The following is an 18,696-nucleotide window of genomic DNA, read 5'->3' on the forward strand; positions in this document are numbered from 1 at the left end:
CATCGATCGTTGCGCAAGCGGAATCTGCCGGAAAGCGCCCTGGGGCGATTTGTGGCGGGCGCCGCTTCTGCTAGAGGCCAGCGCGGCGCAATCCGAGGGCCTGTCGCCTCACCGTCTTAGGAGCTTACCGATGTCGGCATCCGATTCCCGCCCGGCCTGGCGCCTCGTCATCCATGGCGGCGCCGGCATGATCGAACGCGATCGGGTGAGTGCCGGAGAAGATCGGGCGATCCGCACGGCCCTCAACCATGCGTTGGAGACAGGCACGGCGGTCCTCGCGGGCGGGGGCGCTGCGCTCGATGCGGTCGAGGCGGCGGTCTCTGCGCTCGAGGACGATCCGCATTTCAACGCCGGCCACGGCTCGGTCTTCACCTGGGAGGGCGCGATCGAGATGGACGCCGCGGTCATGGACGGTCGCGACCGCAACGCCGGCGCGGTCTCCGGCGTCACCGCGACGCGCAATCCGGTCCGTCTCGCCCGCGCGGTGATGGAGGAGAGCCCGCACGTCTTCCTGAGCCGCGAAGGCGCCGACCTCTTCTCGGTCCGGCAGGGCCTGCCGCAGGTGCCGCCCGATTATTTCGAGACCGCAGAGCGCCGTCGCCAGCTCGACGAGCTGCGCGCCCGGCCGGAATCGGAGCATTCCGCCCTGCACCTCAAATATGGCACGGTCGGCGCAGTCGCGCTCGACACGGCGGGCAATCTCGCCGCCGCGACCTCGACCGGCGGCCTCACCGGCAAGCGTTGGGGACGGATCGGCGATTCGCCGCTCATCGGTGCGGGCACCTACGCCGACAACCGCGCCTGCGCGGTCTCGGCGACCGGGGCCGGGGAGTATTTCATCCGCGCGGGCGTCGCCCACGAGATTTGCGCCCGGCTGCGGCTGCTGGGCGGCGACGCCAGGGCGGTTGCGGATGCGGTGATGGCTGACGTCAAGGCGCTGGGCGGCAGCGGTGGCGTGATCGTCGTCACGCCGCGCGGCGAGGGCATCTGGAGCTTCAACACGCCCGGCATGTATCGCGGCGAGGCTTCGCCGGATGGCCGTTCGGTCGCGCTCTACGGCGACGATTAAGGCTCAGATCGCCAGCGGATAGCGCCGGCTGCCCTTGAGCGCTTCGCCGCTCTCCAGCACGACCTCATAGTCCCCGCTCTGATTGCCCGCGATCCGGCGGATGGCACCCCGCCGGACGAGCCGGGTGCGATGGATGCGCACGAAGCCGTGACCGGCAAGCGCGGCTTCGACGCCGGCGAGGGTCGCCCGGTGAAGGAGCGTCCAGCCCCGCCAGCGTATCTCGACATAATTGGCTGCCGAGGTGACGTGGTCGATCTCGTCGATCGGCACCTGATGAAGAACGGCGCCATCCCGAACCGCAAGCATCGGCCGTTCGTCCGGCCGCGTCGACGCAGCGCGCCGCGGCACGAGCCACTGGATCAGGGCGAAGACCAGCACGAAGCCGACCGTCGTCGCGACGTCCTTGCGATATTCGTAGAGCAATGCGCCCCAGATGTCGTTTGCGAACACGTAGGTGTGGCCGGCGGCCCAGTAGATGAGCTTGCGCAGGGCCACCATTCCCGCGACGTGAATCGCGGAGACCGGAGCGGTGATGGCGGCGACACCGATCGCCACCAGGGGCCAGCTGAGCCGGCGTTGCCGCGCCCAGGAAACCGCCCGCCAGATCAGAGGTGCGAGCCCGCACCAGACGATCGCGCTCGAAATCTCCCAACTCCAGGCTTCCCATCGGTGGAATCCCCGATCGCCGTGCTCGGCGATCGTCGATGTCGCGTTCGCCATCACGTTCACGGTGAGGAACAGGACCAGCACCAGCCAGCCGAGTGTGGCCGGCGCGATTCCGCTCGTCCCAGCCCCCTCGCCGCTCGTCCCAGGCCGATTCTCGTCCGTCACGCCGCCGCCGCTTCCCGTCCCTTGCCGCTCGCGCTGCCCGATGCGTCCGGTTTAGCCGCCTGATCCGCAACCGCAACAGCAAGTGAGGGGTGCGAACATGACGACGCAACGGCATTACGGAATGGACTGGCTCAGGATCGGTGCGTTCGGGCTGCTGATCCTCTATCATATCGGCATGTATTTCGTGCCTTGGGGCTGGCACGTGAAGATCGCCGCGCCGCTGGACTGGACGCAGGTTCCGATGATGGCCGTCAATCCGTGGCGGCTCGGGCTGCTGTTCGTCGTCTCCGGCTTCGCCAGCCACGCCCTGTTCTCGCGCATGCGCGGACCGGGGGAGTTCGTGACATCGCGCACGGCACGGCTGCTCATTCCGCTCGTCGCCGGAATGGTGATCATCATCCCGGCCCAGCCGTGGGTCGAGCTGATGTTCAAGCATGGCTACACGCACGGCTTCGCGCATTTCTGGCTGCACGACTATTTCCGGTTCGACGCTGCGCTCGGCGGGATCGCGCTCCCGACCTGGAACCACCTCTGGTTCGTCGTCTATCTCTGGGTCTATTCGCTCCTGCTCGGGGCGATGCTCTGGATCATTCCGGAACGTGTCCGCGCCGCCATCGCCGCGGGATTCGGGCGCGCGCTGTCCGGCTGGCTGATACTCATCGTGCCGATCCTGCTGCTCGCCTTCCAGGAGTTCATCCTGCTTCCGGGTACGGATATGACGCATGCGCTGATCGGCGACTGGGCGGCGCATGTCCTCTTCTTCCCGATGTTTCTGTTCGGCTATCTGCTGATGGGCAGCGAACGCCTCTGGGCGGCGATCCGGACGCACTGGCGGCCGATCGGCCTGCTCGCGATCGCGGGCTATGCCGCCTCCGTCGCGGTCGAGCTGGGCTGGAGCCTCGTCCCGGCCGGCTGGGGATACGGTGTCTATGAAGTCGCACGCATGTTCCAGGGCTGGGGCGCGATCGTGGCGTTGATCGGGCTGGCCGACCGCTATCTCGATCGCGACCTCCCGGCGCGCCCGATGCTGACCGAGGCGGTCTTTCCCTTCTACATCATCCACCAGACGACGATCGTGCTGCTCGGTTGGTGGCTGATCGGCCGCGGCTATGCGCCGGGCCTGCAGTTCGCCATCCTGCTCGTTGCCACGGTCGCGTCCTGCTGGGCCTTCTACCTGGCCGGGCGCGAGATCGGCTGGCTGCGCCCGCTGATCGGCCTCAAGCCCTGCAAGCGGGCCGCCCCGGTACCGGCCGCGCCGCAGGCACAATCGCTGTAGCGGCCGTCACCGAGGATGCGTATGGCGCCGGCATGCGCATCCTCCGGTACCTGCTTCCGCTGCTCGTCGCCTTCTCGCTCACCTCCCCCGCCGCCGCCTATTGGGACTATGGCCACCAGGTCGTGGCGCGGATCGCGTGGCTGAACATCCGGCCCGAGACCCGGGCCGAGCTTGGCCGGCTGATGCGCCAGTCCCGGCTGCTCGACACGCCGACCTGCCCGGCGCGGACGATCGAGGAGGTGAGCGTCTGGCCGGACTGCATCAAGTCGCTCGGCGAGCGGTTCAGCTACAGCGCATCCTGGCACTACCAGAATGTCGACATCTGCCGGCCGTTCGATCCGGACTCCGCCTGCCGCGACGGCAATTGCGTCTCCGTCCAGATCGAACGCAACGCACGCCTGCTCGCCGATCGATCGGTGCCGGCGCGCGAACGGCTGATGGCGCTGGCCTTCCTCGTCCATTTCGTCGGCGACCTCCACCAGCCGATGCACGCCGGCGACCATGGCGATCTCGGTGGCAACCGGGTGGCGGTGAGCTACGGGATCATCGCGGGGCGCACCAACCTCCACCTCGCCTGGGACGGCTATGTCGCGGAACGCGCGATCACCACCCCGCCCGGCAGTGCCGACGGCATTCTTTCGGAGCTGAGCGACGCCGACAAGGCGGCGATGAAGGGCGGCAGCATCGACGACTGGGCACGGGAGAATTGGGAGATCGCCCGCGACACCGCCTATCGCACGGTCAATCCGGACCCGTGCGGGCCGGAGGCCGCGGAGCGCCCGATGATCACCGAAGCAATCACGCGCAGCCTGATCCCGGTCGTGCGCCGGCAGGTGGCCCGCGGCGGCCTGCGCCTCGCCCGCATGCTGGACGAGGCGTTCGCGCCCGATTCACCATGGCGGCATGCCGCGGCGCGCCGTCGCCGCTGAACGCTGCGCTATCGGCCGGCGGCCGAGGCCATGAGCTGGACCTGGGTCACGTTGCCGACCCGGGTGGCGCTGACGGTGATCATGTCGCTGGCGCCGCGCCGGGCGGTCATGCCGACCGTCATTCGGTTCAGATTGGTGCGGTCCTCGATGGTGAAGCCGGCCTGCTCGGCGGCGCGCGCATAGAAATCGGCGACCTCGACCGGCGGGTCGGCGGTGCGGAAGGCCATGAACCCGCCCCGCCCGCCGGCCGCGCCGCCGGACTGGACCTGCTCGGCATTGGGATAGGCCGGCACGATGTCGAGCACGGCCGATCCATCGGACGCGGCGACGGCGTTGACCGGCTCGGCCGCATTTGCCGCCGATGAAGCTGCCGCGTTGCCGGTCTCCGGTGCTCCGCTGTTGCAAGCCGCCAGCGCCAACAGACCGATACCGGTGATCATCAATGCTGCGCGCATGCGACTCTCCCTTGTCCGATCGTCGTCCCGTCCTTGAAGGGGCCGGTCCGACAAGGCAAGAGGTGCGGGCGTGCGGCGATCAGAACCGCATCCTGCCTTCGATCACCGTTACGCAGCGGCTGCGCAGGATCACGCGGTCGCCCGCCATGCGTCCGGAGAGGTGGCCGCCACGGCGGCTCGCCTGGAAATAGCTGAGCTCCCCGCCGCCCAGGCGCTCCGCCCAGAACGGCACCAGCGCGGCATGGGCCGAGCCGGTGACGGGGTCCTCGTCGATCCCCCAGGCGGGGACGAAGACACGGCTCACGACGTCGGCCTTGCCGTCGCCGGGCGCCGTGACGATGGCCATCAGCTCGATGCCCGCCAGCGCCTTCATGTCGGGCGCGCAGACGCGCACCGCAGCGGCATCGTCGAGGAGCACGATCGCGGTCGCCTCCGCACCGGCATAAGAGAGGAAGGCCTGGCCATCGGGCGTGCCGAGCGCGGCCAGCAGGGGCGGATTGTCGTCGGGCGCGACCCGGATCTGCGGCAGATCGAGCACGAGGACATCGCTCTCGCGGCTCACGACCAGCACGCCCGCCTTGCGGGTGCGGAAGCGGACGGAGGGCCTGTCGCCGATCAGCACATGCCCGCTGGCCAGCGTCGCATGGCCGCACATCGCGACCTCGGTGGTCGGCGTGAACCAGCGCAGTTCGTAATCCGCCTCGCCGGTCGTGTCGGGAACGGTGAAGGCGGTCTCGCTGAGATTGTTCTCGAGCGCGATCGCCTGCATCTCATCGTCGGGCAGCCAGGCGTCGAGCGGCATCACCGCGGCGGGGTTGCCGGCGAACGGCCGGTCGGCAAAGGCATCGACCTGGATCAGCCTGAGTTCGGTCACGGACGCAATCCTTCTGTTTCGTCTGTCTCGGCGAGCGGGTTGTCCGGCTGGTCCACCTGCCCTTCGGGATCGAGGTGGATTAGCACGTCGGCGCCAGCAAATTCGCGGGCCAGTTCCGTTTCAATGGCCTCGACGACGCGATGGGCCTGCGCCACCGTCATGCCGGGATCGATCCAGATGTGGAACTGGATGTGATCGGTGACGCCGCTGCTGCGGGTGCGCAGATCGTGGACGCCGCGCACCTCCGGATGGCGCGCCGCGATCTCGACCACCCGGCGGCGCCTGTCGTCCGGCCATTCCTTGTCCATCAGTTGGTCGATCGCCCGGGTCGAGGCGCGCAGCGCGCCGAACAGGAGCCAGAGCGCGATGGCGAGGCCGAACAAAGGATCGGCGCCCGTGAGGCCGAAATACTGGTCGAGCGCCAGCGCGGCTATCACCGACAGGTTGAGGAGGAGATCGCTCTGATAGTGGAGCCGGTCGGTCAGAATCGCGACCGAGCCGGTGCGGCGGATGACGGCGCGCTGATAGGCGGTGAGGCCGAGCGTCGCGGCAATCGCGATCACGGAAACGGCGATGCCATATTCGGCATTCGCAGAGGTCGCGCCGGAGAGGAGGCGCTGCATCGCCTGCCAGCCGATCCCGACCGCCGAGACGCTGATGACGGCAACCTGGAACAGGGCGGCGAGCGCCTCCGCCTTGCCGTGGCCGAAGCGATGGTCGGCGTCGGCGGGCCGGCCGGCGACGCGGACGCCGAACAGGGTGACGAGCGAGGCGACCAGATCGAGTCCGGTGTCAGCGAGCGACGCGAGCATCGCCACCGATCCGGTTTCCAGGGCTGCCCATGCCTTGAGCCCGAGCAGCAGGAGCGCGACGGCGACGCTGGCGAGCGCGGCGCGGGCGGTGAGCGCGGCACGATCCGCTCCGCGCGCCATGCTCATGGGTAGAGCAGGCCTTCCGTCCAGCTGTCCGCGGTGCGGGTGAACAGCCGCCGCTCGTGGAGACGGTGCGGCCGGTCCTGCCAGAACTCGATCCGTTCCGGCACGACCCGCCAGCCGCTCCAGTGCGGCGGGCGCGGCACGTCGGTGGCGGCGAAGCGCGCGACCACCTCTTCGTAGCGCGCCTCGAACAGGGCGCGGCTCTCGAGCGGACGCGACTGGTCCGACGCCCAGGCGCCGAGCCGGGATTCGCGCGAGCGCGTGGCGAAATAGGCGTCGGCCTCGGCTTCGCTCACCGGTTCGACCTGCCCTTCGACCCGCACCTGCCGGCGCAGCGATTTCCAGTGGAAGAGCAGGGCCGCTTGGCGGTTGGCGGCGAGCTCGCGGCCCTTCCGGCTCTCCCAGTTCGTATAGAAGACGAAGCCGCGCGCATCATGCCCCTTCAGCAGCACCATCCGGACCGACGGCGCGCCCGAGGCGTCGGCGGTGGCGAGCGCCATTCCGTCGGGATCATTGGACTCGGCGGCGCGCGCCTCGGCGAACCAGGTGTCGAACAGGCGGTGCGGATCGGCTTCCATGGCCGCGCTCTACCCCCCATATCGCGGTGCGGACAAGCCGGCGCGGTTTCCGGCGGGTGTGGACTTTTCGGAAGGAGTGGAGAAGAAACCGGCATGGCCGACCTCTATTCGACCCTGAGCGTGGCACGCGGCGCGAGCGAGGCCGACATCAAGAAGGCGTACCGCAAGCTCGCCAAGGAGCTGCATCCGGACCGCAACAAGGACAATCCGGGCGCGACCGAACGGTTCGCCAAGGTCACGCAGGCCTATGACATCCTGACCGACAAGGACAAGCGCGCCCAGTACGACCGCGGCGAGATCGACGAGGACGGCAATCCGCGCATGCCGTTCGGCTTCGGCGGCGGCGGGGCACGCAGCGGACGCGGCCCGGACTTCCGCGGCCCCAATGGCGAGCCGTTCGAATTCAGCGGCGGCGGCGAGGCGGCGGATCTCAGCGACCTGTTCGAAGGACTGTTCGGTGGCCTCGGCGGACGGCGCGGCAGTGGTGGCGGCGGAACGGGGCCCTTCAGTGGCTTCGGGCGCCGGAGCGCGCCGCCGCAAAAAGGCGCCGATGTCGGCTACCGGCTCGACGTCCCGTTCGAGGACGCGGCGGCGCTGAAGGGGCAGCGGGTCACCCTTTCCAGCGGCAAGACGCTGGACATCAAGCTGCCCGGCGGAGTCGAGGACGGCACCAAGATTCGCCTGTCCGGCCAGGGCCAGGCCGGGCCCGGCGGCAACGGCGATGCGATCGTCACCATCGCCATCAAGCCGCACCGTTTCTTCCGGCGCGACGGCGACAATATCCGGATCGAGCTCCCGGTGACGCTGAACGAGGCAGTGCTCGGCGCCAAGGTGCGGGTTCCGACCGTCGACGGACCGGTGATGGTAAGTGTTCCCAAGGGCTCGAGCGCCGGCAAGGTTCTTCGCCTCAAGGGCAAAGGCTTCACCGGCAAGAACGGGGAGCGCGGCGACCAGCTCGTCACCTTGATGATCGACCTTCCCGCCGACGATGCCGGGCTGGCGAAGTTCGCGGAGGGCTGGGCCGACACGCGCAACATCCGGGCCGGCCTGGGTGTTTGATCCTGCATGAACGACACGAACGCCCCGGCCCCTCCGCTGAAAGCGCAAGCGGAAGCCGAGGCGATCGAACATGAGGTCCACGACCAGTTCGCCGCCAAGGGCCGTTCGCCGCATTCGCCCGAGGCGCGGCGCGAGGCGGCGATCCGCACCGAGCGGGCGCTGCGAAGGCAGGGCGCCTGGCGACGTCATGTCGGTCCCGGCACCCGCCCGTTCCGGATCGCCAGGCGCGTGCTGGTCGGCGCCTATTATGACGGCTTCATCCATGCCGGGAACCTCGCCTATCTGGCGCTGATCGCGCTCTTCCCCTTCTTCATCACCGCCACCGCGGTGATGAGCGCGCTCGGCCAGACCGCGGAGGGCGAGCATGCGCTGGAGGTGATCCTCGCCACCATGCCACCCGGCGTCGCCGAGACATTGGGCCCGCCGGTGCGCGAGGCGATGTCCGCGCGGACCGGGCCGCTGCTGTGGCTGGGCGCGGCGGTGGGCCTGTGGACCGTGGGCAGCCTGATCGAGACGATCCGCGACATCCTGCGACGCGCCTACGGCACCCAGTTCACCCGCAGCTTCTGGCACTACCGCCTCTATTCGATCGGCCTGATCGTCGGCGCCGTCGTGCTGCTGCTCATCTCGTTCAGCGCGCAGGTGGTGACCACGGCGGTGTCCGAGTTCATCGAGCGGGTCCTGCCGGAAGAGGTCGACGCCGTCTTCCAGATCGCGTTGTCGCGCGGAATCTCGGCCTTCGGCCTGTTCCTGTCGCTCTACCTGCTGTTCTACACCCTCACCCCCAGCCGCTACCGGCAGCGGCGCTATCCGAAATGGCCCGGTGCGCTCGCCACGACGATCTGGTGGGTGGCGGTGACCCTAGCCCTGCCGCCGCTGCTCGCCGGCCTGCTCTCCTACGATCTCACCTATGGCAGCCTCGCCGGCGTGATGGTCGTGCTGTTTTTCTTCTACCTCGTCGGGCTCGGGGTCGTTATCGGGGCGGAACTCAATGCCGCGCTGGCGGAATCGCCGATGGAACACCACGACGATGTCGGCCAGGCGGACGACAGGATGCACAAGGAGGCATGATGACGGCATTGATGGCGGGAAAGCGCGGGCTGATCATGGGGCTCGCCAACGACCGCTCACTGGCCTGGGGGATCGCGCAGCAGCTGCATGCGGCGGGCGCCGAGATCGCCTTCTCCTATCAGGGCGAGGCGCTGCAGAAGCGGGTGGCGCCGCTCGCGGAGCAGCTCGGATCCGATTTCCTGATCGATTGCGACGTCGCCGACATGGCGGCGCTCGACGCGACCTTCGACGCGCTGAAGGCGCGCTGGGCGACGATCGACTTCGTCGTCCACGCGATCGGCTTTTCGGACAAGAACGAGCTGCGGGGCCTGTTCGTCGACACCAGCCTCGACAATTTCCTGATGACGATGAACATCTCCGCCTACAGCTTCGTCGCGGTGGCGAATCGGGCACGGCCGATGATGCCCGACGGCGGCAGTCTCCTCACCCTGTCCTATTACGGCGCCGAGAAGGTGATCCCCCACTACAACGTCATGGGGGTCGCCAAGGCGGCGCTCGAGACCAGCGTCAAATATCTCGCTATGGACCTGGGGCCGGAGAAGATCCGGGTGAACGCGATCTCGGCCGGCCCGATCAAGACCCTGGCGGCGAGCGGCATCGGCGACTTCCGCTACATCATGAAGTGGAACGAGTATAATTCGCCGCTCCGGCGCAACGTCACCATCGAGGATGTCGGCGGCGCCGGCCTCTACCTCCTCTCCGATCTCGCCTCGGGCGTGACCGGCGAGATCCACCATGTCGACGCGGGCTACAACGTCATTGGCATGAAGGCCGAGGACGCGCCCGACATCACCACCCTGTGAGCGGCGGCATCCGCCCGGCCGAGCCGCCCGACGCGGCCGCCATCCGCGCCGTCCATCTCGCTGCCTTCCCCACCGCAACGGAGGCCGATCTGGTCGCGGCGCTCGATCGCGACGGCGACACCGTCGTCTCATTGGTCGGAGAGACGCAGGGCGAGATCGTCGGCCATGCCCTGCTGAGCCGGATGCGGGTCACGGGTGGCGGGCGTGACCGGCGCGCTGTCGCGCTCGCGCCGGTCGGCGTTCGCCCGGATTTTCAGGGCGCGGGTGTCGGCCGGCGCCTGATCGAGGGCGCGCTGGCGATCGCGCGGGCGACCGGCGAGGAGCTGGTCTTCGTGCTCGGCGAGCCGGCTTATTACGGCCGCTTCGGCTTCTCCGCCGAAGCTGCTGCGCCGTTCGCGTCGCCTTATGCGGGACCCTATTTCATGGCGCTCGCGTTGAAGGAGGGGCCGGCGCTCCACGAGAAGGGCGAAGCCGCTTACGCTCCCGCGTTCGCCGGCCTCGCGTGAGACCATGATCGTTCGCCGTCTCGTCATCCACGGCCGGGTTCAGGGCGTCTTCTATCGCGGCTGGGCGGTCGAGACGGCCCGTGCGCTCGGGCTTCGAGGCTGGGTGCGCAACCGGCGCGACGGGACGGTCGAGGCGCTGATCGCCGGGCATGAGGACGCGCTCGAGCAGATGATCGAACGCTGTCACGAGGGGCCGGACGCGGCGCTGGTCGAGCGTGTCGAGGTCGAGGATGCCGCCGACGAACCGCCGGCCGGATTCGCGCAGCGGCCGACCGTCTGACGCTGCTCCGTCATCCCGGCGAAGGCCGGGATCTCAGGACCAGAGGTCACGGCGGGTCCCCACGAGACCCCGGCCTTCGCCGGGGTGACGGCAAGCGCTATCCCGCCTTGCGGCCGATCAAAGTGCCCTTGGTGCCGGAGAGGTCGAGCCGGAAATCGAACTCGGGATGGGCGTGGCGCCAGCGGCGGGCAACGAAGCGCTCGCCGGGGCGGGCGCCGTCGTCGAGCATGACCGTGCCGCCGGGCGAGACATGATCGAACAGGGAGGCGGCCGCGCCGCGGGTGAGGGGATGGATCGACCAGGGCGGCCCGTCGATCAGCATCAGATCGATGCCGTCGGGCAGCGGGCCGTGATCGTACCACAGGCCCGGCCAGCCGTCGGGCGACGGCCGGAGCGGCACGGCGCGCAGGTCGCCCTTCAGGCCGTAGTCGGCAAGCCACTGCCGCGTCGCGACGACGAAATCGGCATGCTGGTCGAAGCTGATCAGCTCGCCGCCGCCGGCCTGCTGGAGCGCCCGCGCCAGGATCAAGGTCGAGGCGCCCATGCCGAACTCGACGACGAGCTGTGGCCTTGCCTCGAAAATGTGATCGACGACGAGGCCGAGGAGGCCGGTGTCCGCCTTCCAGCTGCCCAGATAGGGCAGGGCGTCATAGGGAAGGTCGAGGCGGTCGAGCAGGGCGTGCTTGTCGGCGAGCCGCCCGCCATGGAGGCTACGCAGGAGCCACGGCCATTGGAAGGCACCGAAGAAGATCATTGTCGCCCGGTCCGCGATCGACCGGCCGTCCGCGCCGATGATGAGCGTGTCGCCGATGCGGGGGAGCAGGCCGGTGGCTTCGCGGGTCGTCATGCTTGGCTCACCATAAAGCGCGTCCTTAACCGGCAAACGGGTCCCGCACCAGAATCGTGTCTTCCCGTTCGGGACTGGTGGACACCAAAGCAACGGGGCACGCAATCAGTTCCTCGATCCGGCGGATGTACTTGATCGCCTGAGCCGGAAGCTGCGCCCAGCTGCGCGCGCCGGCGGTCGATTCGGACCAGCCGCGCATCGTCTCGTAGATCGGCTCCACCGCGGCCTGGTCGCCCGGGTGGGAGGGGAAATGGTCGAGCGTCTGCGCACCGAGCGTGTAGCCCGTGCAGATCCTGATCTCGTCGAGGCCGTCGAGCACGTCCAGCTTGGTCAGCGCGATACCGGTGACGCCGGAGACGGCCATCGACTGGCGCACCAGCACCGCATCGAACCAGCCGCAGCGACGCTTCCTGCCCGTGACCGTGCCGAACTCGTGGCCACGCTCGCCGAGCCGCTGGCCGATCGCGTCGTCGAGCTCGGTCGGGAACGGGCCCGAGCCGACCCGGGTGGTATAGGCCTTGACGATGCCGAGCACGAAGCCCGCCGCGGACGGGCCGAGCCCGGTGCCGCCGGCCGCGGTCCCGGCGATCGTGTTCGACGAGGTGACGAAGGGGTAGGTGCCGTGATCGACGTCGAGCAGCACGCCCTGCGCGCCCTCGAACAGGATCCGCCGCCCCTGCTGGCGGGCCTCGTTCAGCGTCTTCCAGACCGGGCCGGCAAACTGCAGCACGAACTCGGCGATCTCGCCGAGCTCGGCCTCGAGCCGGGCGCGGTCGACCGGCGGCTCACCGAAGCCGGCGCGCAGCGCGTCATGATGGGCGCAGAGGCGATCGAGCTGCGGCCCCAGGCCACCGAGATGCGCGAGGTCGCAGACCCGGATCGCGCGGCGGCCGACCTTGTCCTCATAGGCCGGGCCGATGCCGCGCCGGGTCGTGCCGATCTTGCCCTGGCCGCTCGCATCCTCGCGCAAGGCGTCGAGATCGCGGTGGATCGGCAGGATGAGCGGGCAATTGTCGGCGATCCTGAGCGTCTCCGGCGTCACCGCCACGCCTTGCGCGGCCAGCTTTCCGACCTCGGCCTTCAATGCCCAGGGATCGAGCACCACGCCGTTGCCGATTACCGACAGGGTGCCGCGCACGATGCCGGACGGCAGCAGCGACAGCTTGTAGGTCTGGCCGTCGATGACCAGCGTATGGCCGGCATTGTGGCCGCCCTGGAAGCGCACGACGAGATCGGCGCGGCTGGCGAGCCAGTCGACGATCTTGCCCTTGCCCTCGTCGCCCCACTGGCCGCCGATCACCGTAACGTTCGCCAAAGCGCTGGTCCTGACAGAAACATGACCGGCCGCCCCTAGGCCACGGCGGGGCGTGCGTCCAGCAGGTTGCGGTTACCTGACGGAATCGTTGTTTTGGGTTAATGAAACCGAGTGGGACGGGGTGCGTTCATGTCCCGGAATTTCCCAGCACGGAGACCTGTCATGCGTAATCTGATTCTTGCCGCTTCGGCGACGGCATTGGCCGTTCCGGTCACCTTCGCATTGCCGACCACGACCGGTGAGGCCGAGGCCCAGCGCCGTTATTATCGCGACGGCTACTACAATGGTCCGACCTGGCGCGATGATCGCGGCCGCTATCGCTGCCGGCGGTCGAACGGGACGGTCGGCCTGCTGGTCGGCGGCGCCGCCGGCGCGCTGATCGGCCGCGAGATCGACGGCGGCCGTGACCGCACCACCGGCACCATCGTCGGCGCCGCGGCCGGCGCACTGCTCGGCCGCGAGGTCGACCGCGGCAGCAGCCGTCGCCGTTGCCGCTAGGCGGCTCGCTGACTTGAAGAGAAAGGGCGCCCGCGAGGGCGCCCTTTGTCGTTCAGACGCCTGCGGGTGGCGGCGTGGTGCCGCCGCCATTCGGCTTGCGGGCCCGCGCGGCACCCGGCTTGCGGGCGCCGGTCTTCTTCGCCGGGGCGCGCTTGGCGGCGGACGACCTTGCGGTCGTCTTGGTCTTCGCCGGCGCTTTCTTCTTTGCGGCCGATCGCGGAGAGGATTTGGCGGCCGCCGGCTTCGCGGCTGCTGGAGCCGTGCCGTCGCCCATCATGCGGCGCACTGCCTCGGTCGCGGCATTGATCATCGCCGCGCCGATCTTGCTCGCGCTCTCCGCCGCGGCGTCGGCCGCTGCCTCGGCCGCGTCCTGGGCATGGCGCGCGCTCTTCTTGGCAGTGTCGCGCACTGACTTGTTTGCCGCCAGGGCGGCGGCCGCCGTCACGAGTCCTGCGGCCAGCAGGCTGCGTGCGACCGGGTTTTGCGCCAGCTCGGCGGCCTTGCGGCCGGCATCGCGCAGCGCGTCAGGAATGGCGTCGGCGGCCTTGCGCGCACCGCCCGTCTTGCCCGTGGACGTCTTTCCGGTGGAGGATTTGGCCATCGTCGGTTCTCCTGCGGTTCGTATCCGTTGCGTAACAGACCCGCGAACGCACGAACAGTTCCACCGGCTCAGGCGTCGTCGGGCTGTTCGACCGAGCTGCGTCCGGTCGGCTCGCCATAGGGCTCGCCGTCCGGCCCCACCGGCTTTCCGGCCGGCTGCACGGCCTCGACGCTGTCCTCGCCGGTGCCTTTCTCGCTGACCAGGTTCTCCGGCAGCTCGTCTTCCCGCGCTTCCTCGCTGGCCGGCAGCGGATGGCGGGGCTCGGTGCTCAGGCGGTCATCTCCGGTCATCGTCTCGCTCCTCTTTGCCGAGAAAAGCGAAAGGCCGCCGGGTTGTTCCACCCGACGGCCTGTTCACATGGTCAGCGGCCGGAAGCCGACTGCCCGGAAGATCCTGGAAAGCCTAGGCTTTCATCTCCCGAACGGACTTGACCGACCTCTCTGCTGAACCATGAGACATCGGATCACCTCCTTTCGCTGGTTGCTGTTGACCCCTGTATGATTCGGGCCGAATCGCCAATCAAGACTTGAACTTGATTTTTTTCTGGCTAGGATTCCATGCTTCGCGCGGCGCCCCGGGAGGGCGCCTTTTCTTTATCCGCGGCATTCCTCCACGACGCGTGCCGGCTCCGGCCAGGCGGGCAGGAAGAGCGGCGTTGCGCCTGCGGTCTGGACGAGAAAGCGGCCGCGGCTGAAGGCGATCTGGTCGAGCAGCGGATCGTTCGGCGAAAGGCTCGCCGCCGATCCGGTGCCTTGCGGCGTGGCAGGGAGGCTGCGGTCGCTGAAGGTGGTGCGCACCGTCATGGCCTGGGCGGCGACACCGGGTCTCAGCAGGCTGATCTGCCGGCCCGGGTCGCAGCGCACCATGAAGACCGGATTGCCCTCTGCACTGTAGGCGGCAACGGACGCGCCGCCCTCGATGCTGTAGCTCCAGTCGCCGGGGGTGAGCGGCACATCGCGCCAGTCGGACGGCGCGGGAGACGGCGGCGGTGCGGGCGGCGGCGGAGGTGGCGGGGCCGGTTCCGGCGCCAGCGGGGGCGGCGGCGCCTCCGGGCGCGGCACGCAAGCCGTGACTGACAGGAACAGCAGGCCGATGCCGGCCAGGGCCAGATTACGCATTGTCACATCCTCTCGCCGGTTCAACGCCGCAGGCCGCAGCGGTTCACTGCGTCGCGGCGCCGTTCGTGGCGGCCTCGGCACCGTTCGCCTCGGGTGCGGCGGCGTTGCCGGCCTCGTCCGCCGCCGCGCCCGCGGTCTCGCCTGACGCGCAGGCAGTGAGGAAGGCGCCGATCTGGTCGCCCGGCGGCAGCACCAGCGGCGGCGAATCGCCGATCCGGATGGTGATCGGCGAATCCGCCGCGGTCAGGGTCTGGCGGAACGGATCGCCGGAGGTCAGCGTGGCGCGCAGCATCGGAATGGTCCCGCCGGTGCTGGTGACCGCGAAGCGCCGTGTATCGCTGCCGACCGTGATCAGCATGGTCGGCAGGTCGCCGGTGAGTGCGGCGCCGTGCCGTTGCAGGAGCGTGCCGCGGCGGCCGTCGCAGCGCAGGCTGAACAAGGGCGGCGCGCCGGCCGGTCCGAACTCGAGCGCCGCCGCGTCGTCCTGGAGCGAGTCCCGCCACTCGCCGAGCGCGACCTCATTGTCGTCCTGCTCCGGCGTGCGGACCCGCTCGACCGCGGTCGTCTGTCCGTTGGTGTCGGCGACGACGCTCGCATCCTCCGAACGCGCGCAGGCGCCCGCGAGGAGCAGCAGAGCAAGCGGAAACGCGGTGCGAACGGCCATGGTCATCCTTCTCATCCTGATCGGTCGGCGACGTCCTTAGCCCGGGACGCCGCCATGCGCATCCCATAGCGCAAGGAATTCGCGTCGCGTCCTGGGCCCGTAGGTCGCGAAGCTCGGATTGGGCCGCTCGCGATACGCGGCACGACGCTCGGCCAGGGTGCCGCGATCGTGGAGGGCGGCCACATCGATCCTGTAGACCTCGGCGCCGTTGAGGCCGAAAATCCGGCGCTTCGCCTCCGGCGTCAGCGCCGGATAGCCGTAACGTTCCTGGAATTCCTCGCTGATCCGGAAGGCGCGGAACGCCTGGATCTGGTCCTGCGGGCTGCCGTACCAGATCGAATCCGTCCCCCACATGATCCGGTCCTCGCCGAAATACCGGAGGAGCTTGCCCATCACATGGGCGGCCTCCTCCGGCCGGCTCATGAAGTAGCGCCAGAGCGAACCCATCTCGGCATAGAGATTGCCCTGGTTGCGCCGCAAGCCGGCATCCTGGTGCGACTTGATCAGCCGATCCACGCCTTGCGGGTTCTCGGGATTGTAGGGCCCCTCGGTCTTCCCGCCCTCGAAGCCGCCATGATAGACGAGGAAGGTGAGATCGGGATTGGCGACGGCTGCCGGGCCCATGTCGCGCGGCGAGCTGTATTCATATTCGAGGCCGCCCAGCGGCACGCCCTTGTGGACGGCGACGGTCTTCACATTGAGCGCGCGCGCCTTCTCGAAGAAGCGGTCGGCGTGCTCGCTCCGGTCGAGCCAGATGCCGCGGCCGTTCGATCCATATTGCGGATAGAGCTTCCACGCCTCGACCCGGTGGCGCTCGGCCATCGCGTCCATCGCCTCGATCGCGCCGGGCTCCTGCGGAAAGACGCCGCCATGGATGAGCGCGCGGGCGCCCTCGCCGCCGATGCTGGCGACGATCTCGCGCGCCTCGTCGGCATATTCGATCGGCGTCGGATTGGGCTGGCCCCACAGCGCCGAGACCACTGCGACGTCGGTGTCACTGTCGAGGAAGACCTCGCGCGCCAGCGTCTGCGCGGAATAGCATTCGAAGCTGCCGCTCTCGCATTTGGAAGCTTGGCCGAACACCCGGCTGAGCGTGCGCGTCCAGCGTTCGCCGTCGGCGCCTCGCGCCCAGCGGCCGGCTGGATCGACGCAGTGCGTTTGCACGTCGAAGATGAATTCATCACCACCAATCGCTGCCGCGGCCTGCTGCTGGTCGAGCGCCGCCTCGTTGTCGACCGCGAAGCTGCCGCCTGTCATGCCGTTCGCCTCGGCGGCGCGGTTGCAGGCGAGCAGAGTCGAGGCGGCGCCGGCGGCGGACACCAGGAAGGCGCGGCGGCCGAGCCCCAAACGCCGCGCATTCTCGCTCGCCGCCTCGTGGGCGAGACGCCTGGCCAGCGTCTGCGTCGGCGTCAGCGGCGGCGGCATATATTCGCCGTTCGAGGTGCGATCGATCTTGATCGGCAGCCGCCTGCCGTCGGGATCGAGATCGTCGGCGCGGGACATGAGGCTTTCCTCCGTGCGATTCGCCCCCCATCCACAAGCCTGACGGGCGGGGCCCGTGCTGGCAAGCGTCAGCGCGCGTCGTGGAAGATGATCCCGAGCGTGAACCTGAGGCCGGAGCGCAGCCGGCTGACGCCATGGCGCATCGCCCGGCGGTGCCAGCCGCGCGCGCCCTGCACTGGCCGGTCGCGGACCGGGAAGATCACCGCGTCGCCCTGGGTCAGCGGCACCACCTCGGCGCGCGACTGCTGGCGCGGCCGCTGCTCGGTGAGCACGAGTTCCCCGCCGGTGAAATCGCGGCCCGGCTCGGAGAGCAGGATGGCGACCTGGAGCGGGAAGACACGCTCGCCGTAGAGGTCCTGGTGCAGCGCGTTCCAGTCGCCGGGCTCGTAGCGCAGCAGCAAGGGCGTCGGCCGGCTCTGGCCGGCGGCATGGCAGCGGGCGAGGAACTCGGCATGGTCCTCCGGGAAAGTGGACGTTCCAAATATCTCTGCCCAGCGATTGGCGATCCGCGCCAGGTGCGGATAGAACGCTTCGCGCAGGCGCGCGACCGGTTCCGGCAGCGGATAGGCATAGTAGCGATAGGCGCCCCGGCCATAGCCGTGCCGGGCCATCACGACCTCCGACCGGTACAGGTCGCGCGCACCCCAGCCCGTACGCAGGGCCTTGCAGGTGGCGCCGTCCAGCAAGCCGGGGAGGATCGCGCAGCCATGCGCGTCGAGTTCGGCTTCGGTTTTCGTCCAGTCGATCCGTTTCATGAGCCCATTCTCAACGCTCGCGGGCCGGATCGCGTCCCGCCGCTTGCGCCCAAAGCGCTTGACACGGCTCTTGATTGAGCATTCAACTCAGCGCCGTGAACGCCGACACGCGCACCCGCATCGTGATGACCGCGATGGAGCTGTTCTGGGAGAAGGGCTTCCAGTCGACCTCGATTGCCGACATCCTGAGCCGCAGCCAGGTCCATTCCGGCAGCCTCTACCATTTCTTCCCCGGCAAGCAGGACGTGCTCGCGGCGGTGCTGGAGGCCTACCGCGACGGGATCGAGGAATGGCTGCTGAAGCCCGCCTGGTCGGGCGTCGACGATCCGGTCGAGCGGGTGTTCGCGCTGCTGGACGGCTACCGTATCCAGCTCGTCACCACCGACTGCACCTACGGCTGCCCGATCGGCAGCCTCGCGCTCGAGCTGCACGAGCCCGACCCGAACATCCGCGAGCTGCTCTCGATCAACTTCGCCAACTGGACCACCGCGATCGAGCGCTGCCTCGACGACGCGGGCGACCGGCTGCCGCGCGGCCTCGACCGGCGGCGTCTCGCCGAATTCACCCTCACCGTGATGGAGGGCGCGATCATGCAGGCGCGCACCTATCGCGACATCGCAAGCTTCGACCGCAACGTCGCCGTCCTCCGCGAGCATTTCGAGATGCTGCTGGAGACGGCGCGGCAGGAGAAGGAGTCGGCGTAGAAGCGACAGCCTTAAGGGAGGGAAT

At 69.1% G+C, this 18,696-nt stretch carries 23 protein-coding genes; 10 read left to right on the forward strand and 13 right to left on the reverse strand.

Annotated features, from left to right (window positions below; translation table 11 throughout):
- The first annotated feature begins 130 nt into the window (after nt 1–130).
- Complete coding sequence (locus tag RCO27_RS17535; protein ID WP_309004009.1) at nt 131–1,069, forward strand: isoaspartyl peptidase/L-asparaginase; 939 nt, start codon at nt 131–133, stop codon at nt 1,067–1,069.
- A gap of 3 nt (nt 1,070–1,072) precedes the next feature.
- Here the strand turns inward: RCO27_RS17535 and RCO27_RS17540 are convergent, their stop codons facing one another.
- Nucleotides 1,073–1,900: a LytTR family DNA-binding domain-containing protein gene (locus RCO27_RS17540; protein WP_309004010.1), complete on the reverse strand. Its 828-nt coding sequence runs from the start codon at nt 1,898–1,900 to the stop codon at nt 1,073–1,075.
- 97 nt (nt 1,901–1,997) lie between these two features.
- Here RCO27_RS17540 and RCO27_RS17545 point away from each other — a divergent pair, with 97 nt between their 5' ends.
- On the forward strand, nt 1,998–3,176 hold the full coding sequence (locus RCO27_RS17545; protein WP_309004011.1) for an acyltransferase family protein: 1,179 nt from the start codon (nt 1,998–2,000) through the stop codon (nt 3,174–3,176).
- 32 nt (nt 3,177–3,208) lie between these two features.
- On the forward strand, nt 3,209–4,105 hold the full coding sequence (locus RCO27_RS17550; protein ID WP_309004012.1) for a S1/P1 nuclease: 897 nt from the start codon (nt 3,209–3,211) through the stop codon (nt 4,103–4,105).
- 8 nt (nt 4,106–4,113) lie between these two features.
- Here RCO27_RS17550 and RCO27_RS17555 read toward each other — a convergent pair whose 3' ends face one another.
- The 4 genes from RCO27_RS17555 to pdxH form a co-directional block, all read right to left on the reverse strand.
- Nucleotides 4,114–4,560 carry a hypothetical protein gene (locus RCO27_RS17555; protein WP_309004013.1) on the reverse strand — a complete coding sequence of 149 codons (447 nt, stop codon included), beginning with the start codon at nt 4,558–4,560 and terminating at the stop codon, nt 4,114–4,116.
- Between the two features lie 79 nt (nt 4,561–4,639).
- Complete coding sequence (locus RCO27_RS17560; RefSeq protein ID WP_309004014.1) at nt 4,640–5,434, reverse strand: PhzF family phenazine biosynthesis protein; 795 nt, start codon at nt 5,432–5,434, stop codon at nt 4,640–4,642.
- The gene (locus RCO27_RS17565; protein WP_309004015.1) at nt 5,431–6,372 is read right to left on the reverse strand and encodes a cation diffusion facilitator family transporter; all 942 of its coding nucleotides are present in this window, start codon (nt 6,370–6,372) and stop codon (nt 5,431–5,433) included. The genes RCO27_RS17560 and RCO27_RS17565 overlap by 4 nt, the downstream gene beginning before the upstream one ends.
- Nucleotides 6,369–6,947, reverse strand: coding sequence for a pyridoxamine 5'-phosphate oxidase (pdxH, locus tag RCO27_RS17570; protein ID WP_309004016.1), 579 nt, complete (start codon nt 6,945–6,947; stop codon nt 6,369–6,371). The genes RCO27_RS17565 and pdxH overlap by 4 nt, the downstream gene beginning before the upstream one ends.
- 93 nt (nt 6,948–7,040) lie before the next feature.
- Between pdxH and RCO27_RS17575 the strand changes: the two genes are divergently transcribed.
- Genes RCO27_RS17575 through RCO27_RS17595 form a run of 5 tightly spaced genes read left to right on the forward strand, consistent with a single transcriptional unit; the run spans nt 7,041 to nt 10,666 of the window.
- Nucleotides 7,041–8,006, forward strand: a complete 966-nt coding sequence (locus RCO27_RS17575; protein ID WP_309004017.1) for a J domain-containing protein — start codon at nt 7,041–7,043, stop codon at nt 8,004–8,006.
- A gap of 6 nt (nt 8,007–8,012) precedes the next feature.
- The gene (locus RCO27_RS17580) at nt 8,013–9,077 is read left to right on the forward strand and encodes a YihY/virulence factor BrkB family protein (RefSeq protein ID WP_309004018.1); all 1,065 of its coding nucleotides are present in this window, start codon (nt 8,013–8,015) and stop codon (nt 9,075–9,077) included.
- Entirely contained in the window at nt 9,077–9,880 is an 804-nt protein-coding gene (fabI, locus tag RCO27_RS17585) for an enoyl-ACP reductase FabI (protein WP_309004108.1), read from the forward strand. The genes RCO27_RS17580 and fabI overlap by 1 nt, the downstream gene beginning before the upstream one ends.
- On the forward strand, nt 9,877–10,386 hold the full coding sequence (locus RCO27_RS17590) for an N-acetyltransferase (protein ID WP_309004019.1): 510 nt from the start codon (nt 9,877–9,879) through the stop codon (nt 10,384–10,386). The genes fabI and RCO27_RS17590 overlap by 4 nt, the downstream gene beginning before the upstream one ends.
- 4 nt (nt 10,387–10,390) lie before the next feature.
- Complete coding sequence (locus RCO27_RS17595) at nt 10,391–10,666, forward strand: acylphosphatase (protein ID WP_309004020.1); 276 nt, start codon at nt 10,391–10,393, stop codon at nt 10,664–10,666.
- 97 nt (nt 10,667–10,763) lie between these two features.
- Here RCO27_RS17595 and RCO27_RS17600 read toward each other — a convergent pair whose 3' ends face one another.
- Together RCO27_RS17600 and RCO27_RS17605 are read right to left on the reverse strand one after the other, a co-directional pair.
- Nucleotides 10,764–11,513 (reverse strand): class I SAM-dependent methyltransferase, encoded by a 750-nt coding sequence (locus RCO27_RS17600; protein ID WP_309004021.1) that lies wholly within the window; start codon nt 11,511–11,513, stop codon nt 10,764–10,766.
- A 25-nt stretch (nt 11,514–11,538) separates the two neighbouring features.
- Entirely contained in the window at nt 11,539–12,828 is a 1,290-nt protein-coding gene (locus RCO27_RS17605) for an adenylosuccinate synthase (RefSeq protein ID WP_309004022.1), read from the reverse strand.
- Nucleotides 12,829–12,990: 162 nt separating this feature from the next.
- Between RCO27_RS17605 and RCO27_RS17610 the strand changes: the two genes are divergently transcribed.
- Nucleotides 12,991–13,326: a glycine zipper 2TM domain-containing protein gene (locus RCO27_RS17610; RefSeq protein WP_309004023.1), complete on the forward strand. Its 336-nt coding sequence runs from the start codon at nt 12,991–12,993 to the stop codon at nt 13,324–13,326.
- A gap of 52 nt (nt 13,327–13,378) precedes the next feature.
- Here RCO27_RS17610 and RCO27_RS17615 read toward each other — a convergent pair whose 3' ends face one another.
- From RCO27_RS17615 to RCO27_RS17640, 6 genes are all read right to left on the reverse strand, one after another.
- The gene (locus tag RCO27_RS17615) at nt 13,379–13,927 is read right to left on the reverse strand and encodes a hypothetical protein (protein WP_309004024.1); all 549 of its coding nucleotides are present in this window, start codon (nt 13,925–13,927) and stop codon (nt 13,379–13,381) included.
- A 68-nt stretch (nt 13,928–13,995) separates the two neighbouring features.
- Complete coding sequence (locus RCO27_RS17620) at nt 13,996–14,217, reverse strand: hypothetical protein (protein WP_309004025.1); 222 nt, start codon at nt 14,215–14,217, stop codon at nt 13,996–13,998.
- A 303-nt stretch (nt 14,218–14,520) separates the two neighbouring features.
- Entirely contained in the window at nt 14,521–15,045 is a 525-nt protein-coding gene (locus tag RCO27_RS17625; protein WP_309004026.1) for a hypothetical protein, read from the reverse strand.
- A gap of 43 nt (nt 15,046–15,088) precedes the next feature.
- Nucleotides 15,089–15,715, reverse strand: a complete 627-nt coding sequence (locus RCO27_RS17630) for a hypothetical protein (protein ID WP_309004027.1) — start codon at nt 15,713–15,715, stop codon at nt 15,089–15,091.
- A 30-nt stretch (nt 15,716–15,745) separates the two neighbouring features.
- Nucleotides 15,746–17,212, reverse strand: coding sequence for an amidohydrolase family protein (locus RCO27_RS17635; RefSeq protein WP_309004028.1), 1,467 nt, complete (start codon nt 17,210–17,212; stop codon nt 15,746–15,748).
- A gap of 68 nt (nt 17,213–17,280) precedes the next feature.
- Nucleotides 17,281–17,967 (reverse strand): 2OG-Fe(II) oxygenase, encoded by a 687-nt coding sequence (locus RCO27_RS17640; RefSeq protein ID WP_309004029.1) that lies wholly within the window; start codon nt 17,965–17,967, stop codon nt 17,281–17,283.
- A 95-nt stretch (nt 17,968–18,062) separates the two neighbouring features.
- Between RCO27_RS17640 and RCO27_RS17645 the strand changes: the two genes are divergently transcribed.
- The gene (locus tag RCO27_RS17645) at nt 18,063–18,671 is read left to right on the forward strand and encodes a TetR/AcrR family transcriptional regulator (RefSeq protein WP_309004030.1); all 609 of its coding nucleotides are present in this window, start codon (nt 18,063–18,065) and stop codon (nt 18,669–18,671) included.
- Nucleotides 18,672–18,696 lie beyond the last annotated feature (25 nt).

Source organism: Sphingosinicella sp. LHD-64, assembly GCF_031157375.1.
Classification (GTDB): Bacteria; Pseudomonadota; Alphaproteobacteria; order Sphingomonadales; family Sphingomonadaceae; genus Allosphingosinicella.

Bases quoted from the DNA above. Each gene is read 5' to 3' on its own strand.
- RCO27_RS17565 (WP_309004015.1), bottom strand. From the start codon at position 6,372: ATGAGCATGGCGCGCGGAGCGGATCGTGCCGCGCTCACCGCCCGCGCC.
- RCO27_RS17535 (WP_309004009.1), top strand. From the start codon at position 131: ATGTCGGCATCCGATTCCCGCCCGGCCTGGCGCCTCGTCATCCATGGC.
- RCO27_RS17550 (WP_309004012.1), top strand. From the start codon at position 3,209: ATGCGCATCCTCCGGTACCTGCTTCCGCTGCTCGTCGCCTTCTCGCTC.
- RCO27_RS17580 (WP_309004018.1), top strand. From the start codon at position 8,013: ATGAACGACACGAACGCCCCGGCCCCTCCGCTGAAAGCGCAAGCGGAA.
- pdxH (WP_309004016.1), bottom strand. From the start codon at position 6,947: ATGGAAGCCGATCCGCACCGCCTGTTCGACACCTGGTTCGCCGAGGCG.
- RCO27_RS17620 (WP_309004025.1), bottom strand. From the start codon at position 14,217: ATGACCGGAGATGACCGCCTGAGCACCGAGCCCCGCCATCCGCTGCCG.
- RCO27_RS17640 (WP_309004029.1), bottom strand. From the start codon at position 17,967: ATGAAACGGATCGACTGGACGAAAACCGAAGCCGAACTCGACGCGCAT.
- RCO27_RS17555 (WP_309004013.1), bottom strand. From the start codon at position 4,560: ATGCGCGCAGCATTGATGATCACCGGTATCGGTCTGTTGGCGCTGGCG.
- RCO27_RS17630 (WP_309004027.1), bottom strand. From the start codon at position 15,715: ATGACCATGGCCGTTCGCACCGCGTTTCCGCTTGCTCTGCTGCTCCTC.
- RCO27_RS17545 (WP_309004011.1), top strand. From the start codon at position 1,998: ATGACGACGCAACGGCATTACGGAATGGACTGGCTCAGGATCGGTGCG.
- RCO27_RS17615 (WP_309004024.1), bottom strand. From the start codon at position 13,927: ATGGCCAAATCCTCCACCGGAAAGACGTCCACGGGCAAGACGGGCGGT.
- RCO27_RS17600 (WP_309004021.1), bottom strand. From the start codon at position 11,513: ATGACGACCCGCGAAGCCACCGGCCTGCTCCCCCGCATCGGCGACACG.
- fabI (WP_309004108.1), top strand. From the start codon at position 9,077: ATGACGGCATTGATGGCGGGAAAGCGCGGGCTGATCATGGGGCTCGCC.
- RCO27_RS17595 (WP_309004020.1), top strand. From the start codon at position 10,391: ATGATCGTTCGCCGTCTCGTCATCCACGGCCGGGTTCAGGGCGTCTTC.
- RCO27_RS17635 (WP_309004028.1), bottom strand. From the start codon at position 17,212: ATGTCCCGCGCCGACGATCTCGATCCCGACGGCAGGCGGCTGCCGATC.
- RCO27_RS17610 (WP_309004023.1), top strand. From the start codon at position 12,991: ATGCGTAATCTGATTCTTGCCGCTTCGGCGACGGCATTGGCCGTTCCG.
- RCO27_RS17625 (WP_309004026.1), bottom strand. From the start codon at position 15,045: ATGCGTAATCTGGCCCTGGCCGGCATCGGCCTGCTGTTCCTGTCAGTC.
- RCO27_RS17575 (WP_309004017.1), top strand. From the start codon at position 7,041: ATGGCCGACCTCTATTCGACCCTGAGCGTGGCACGCGGCGCGAGCGAG.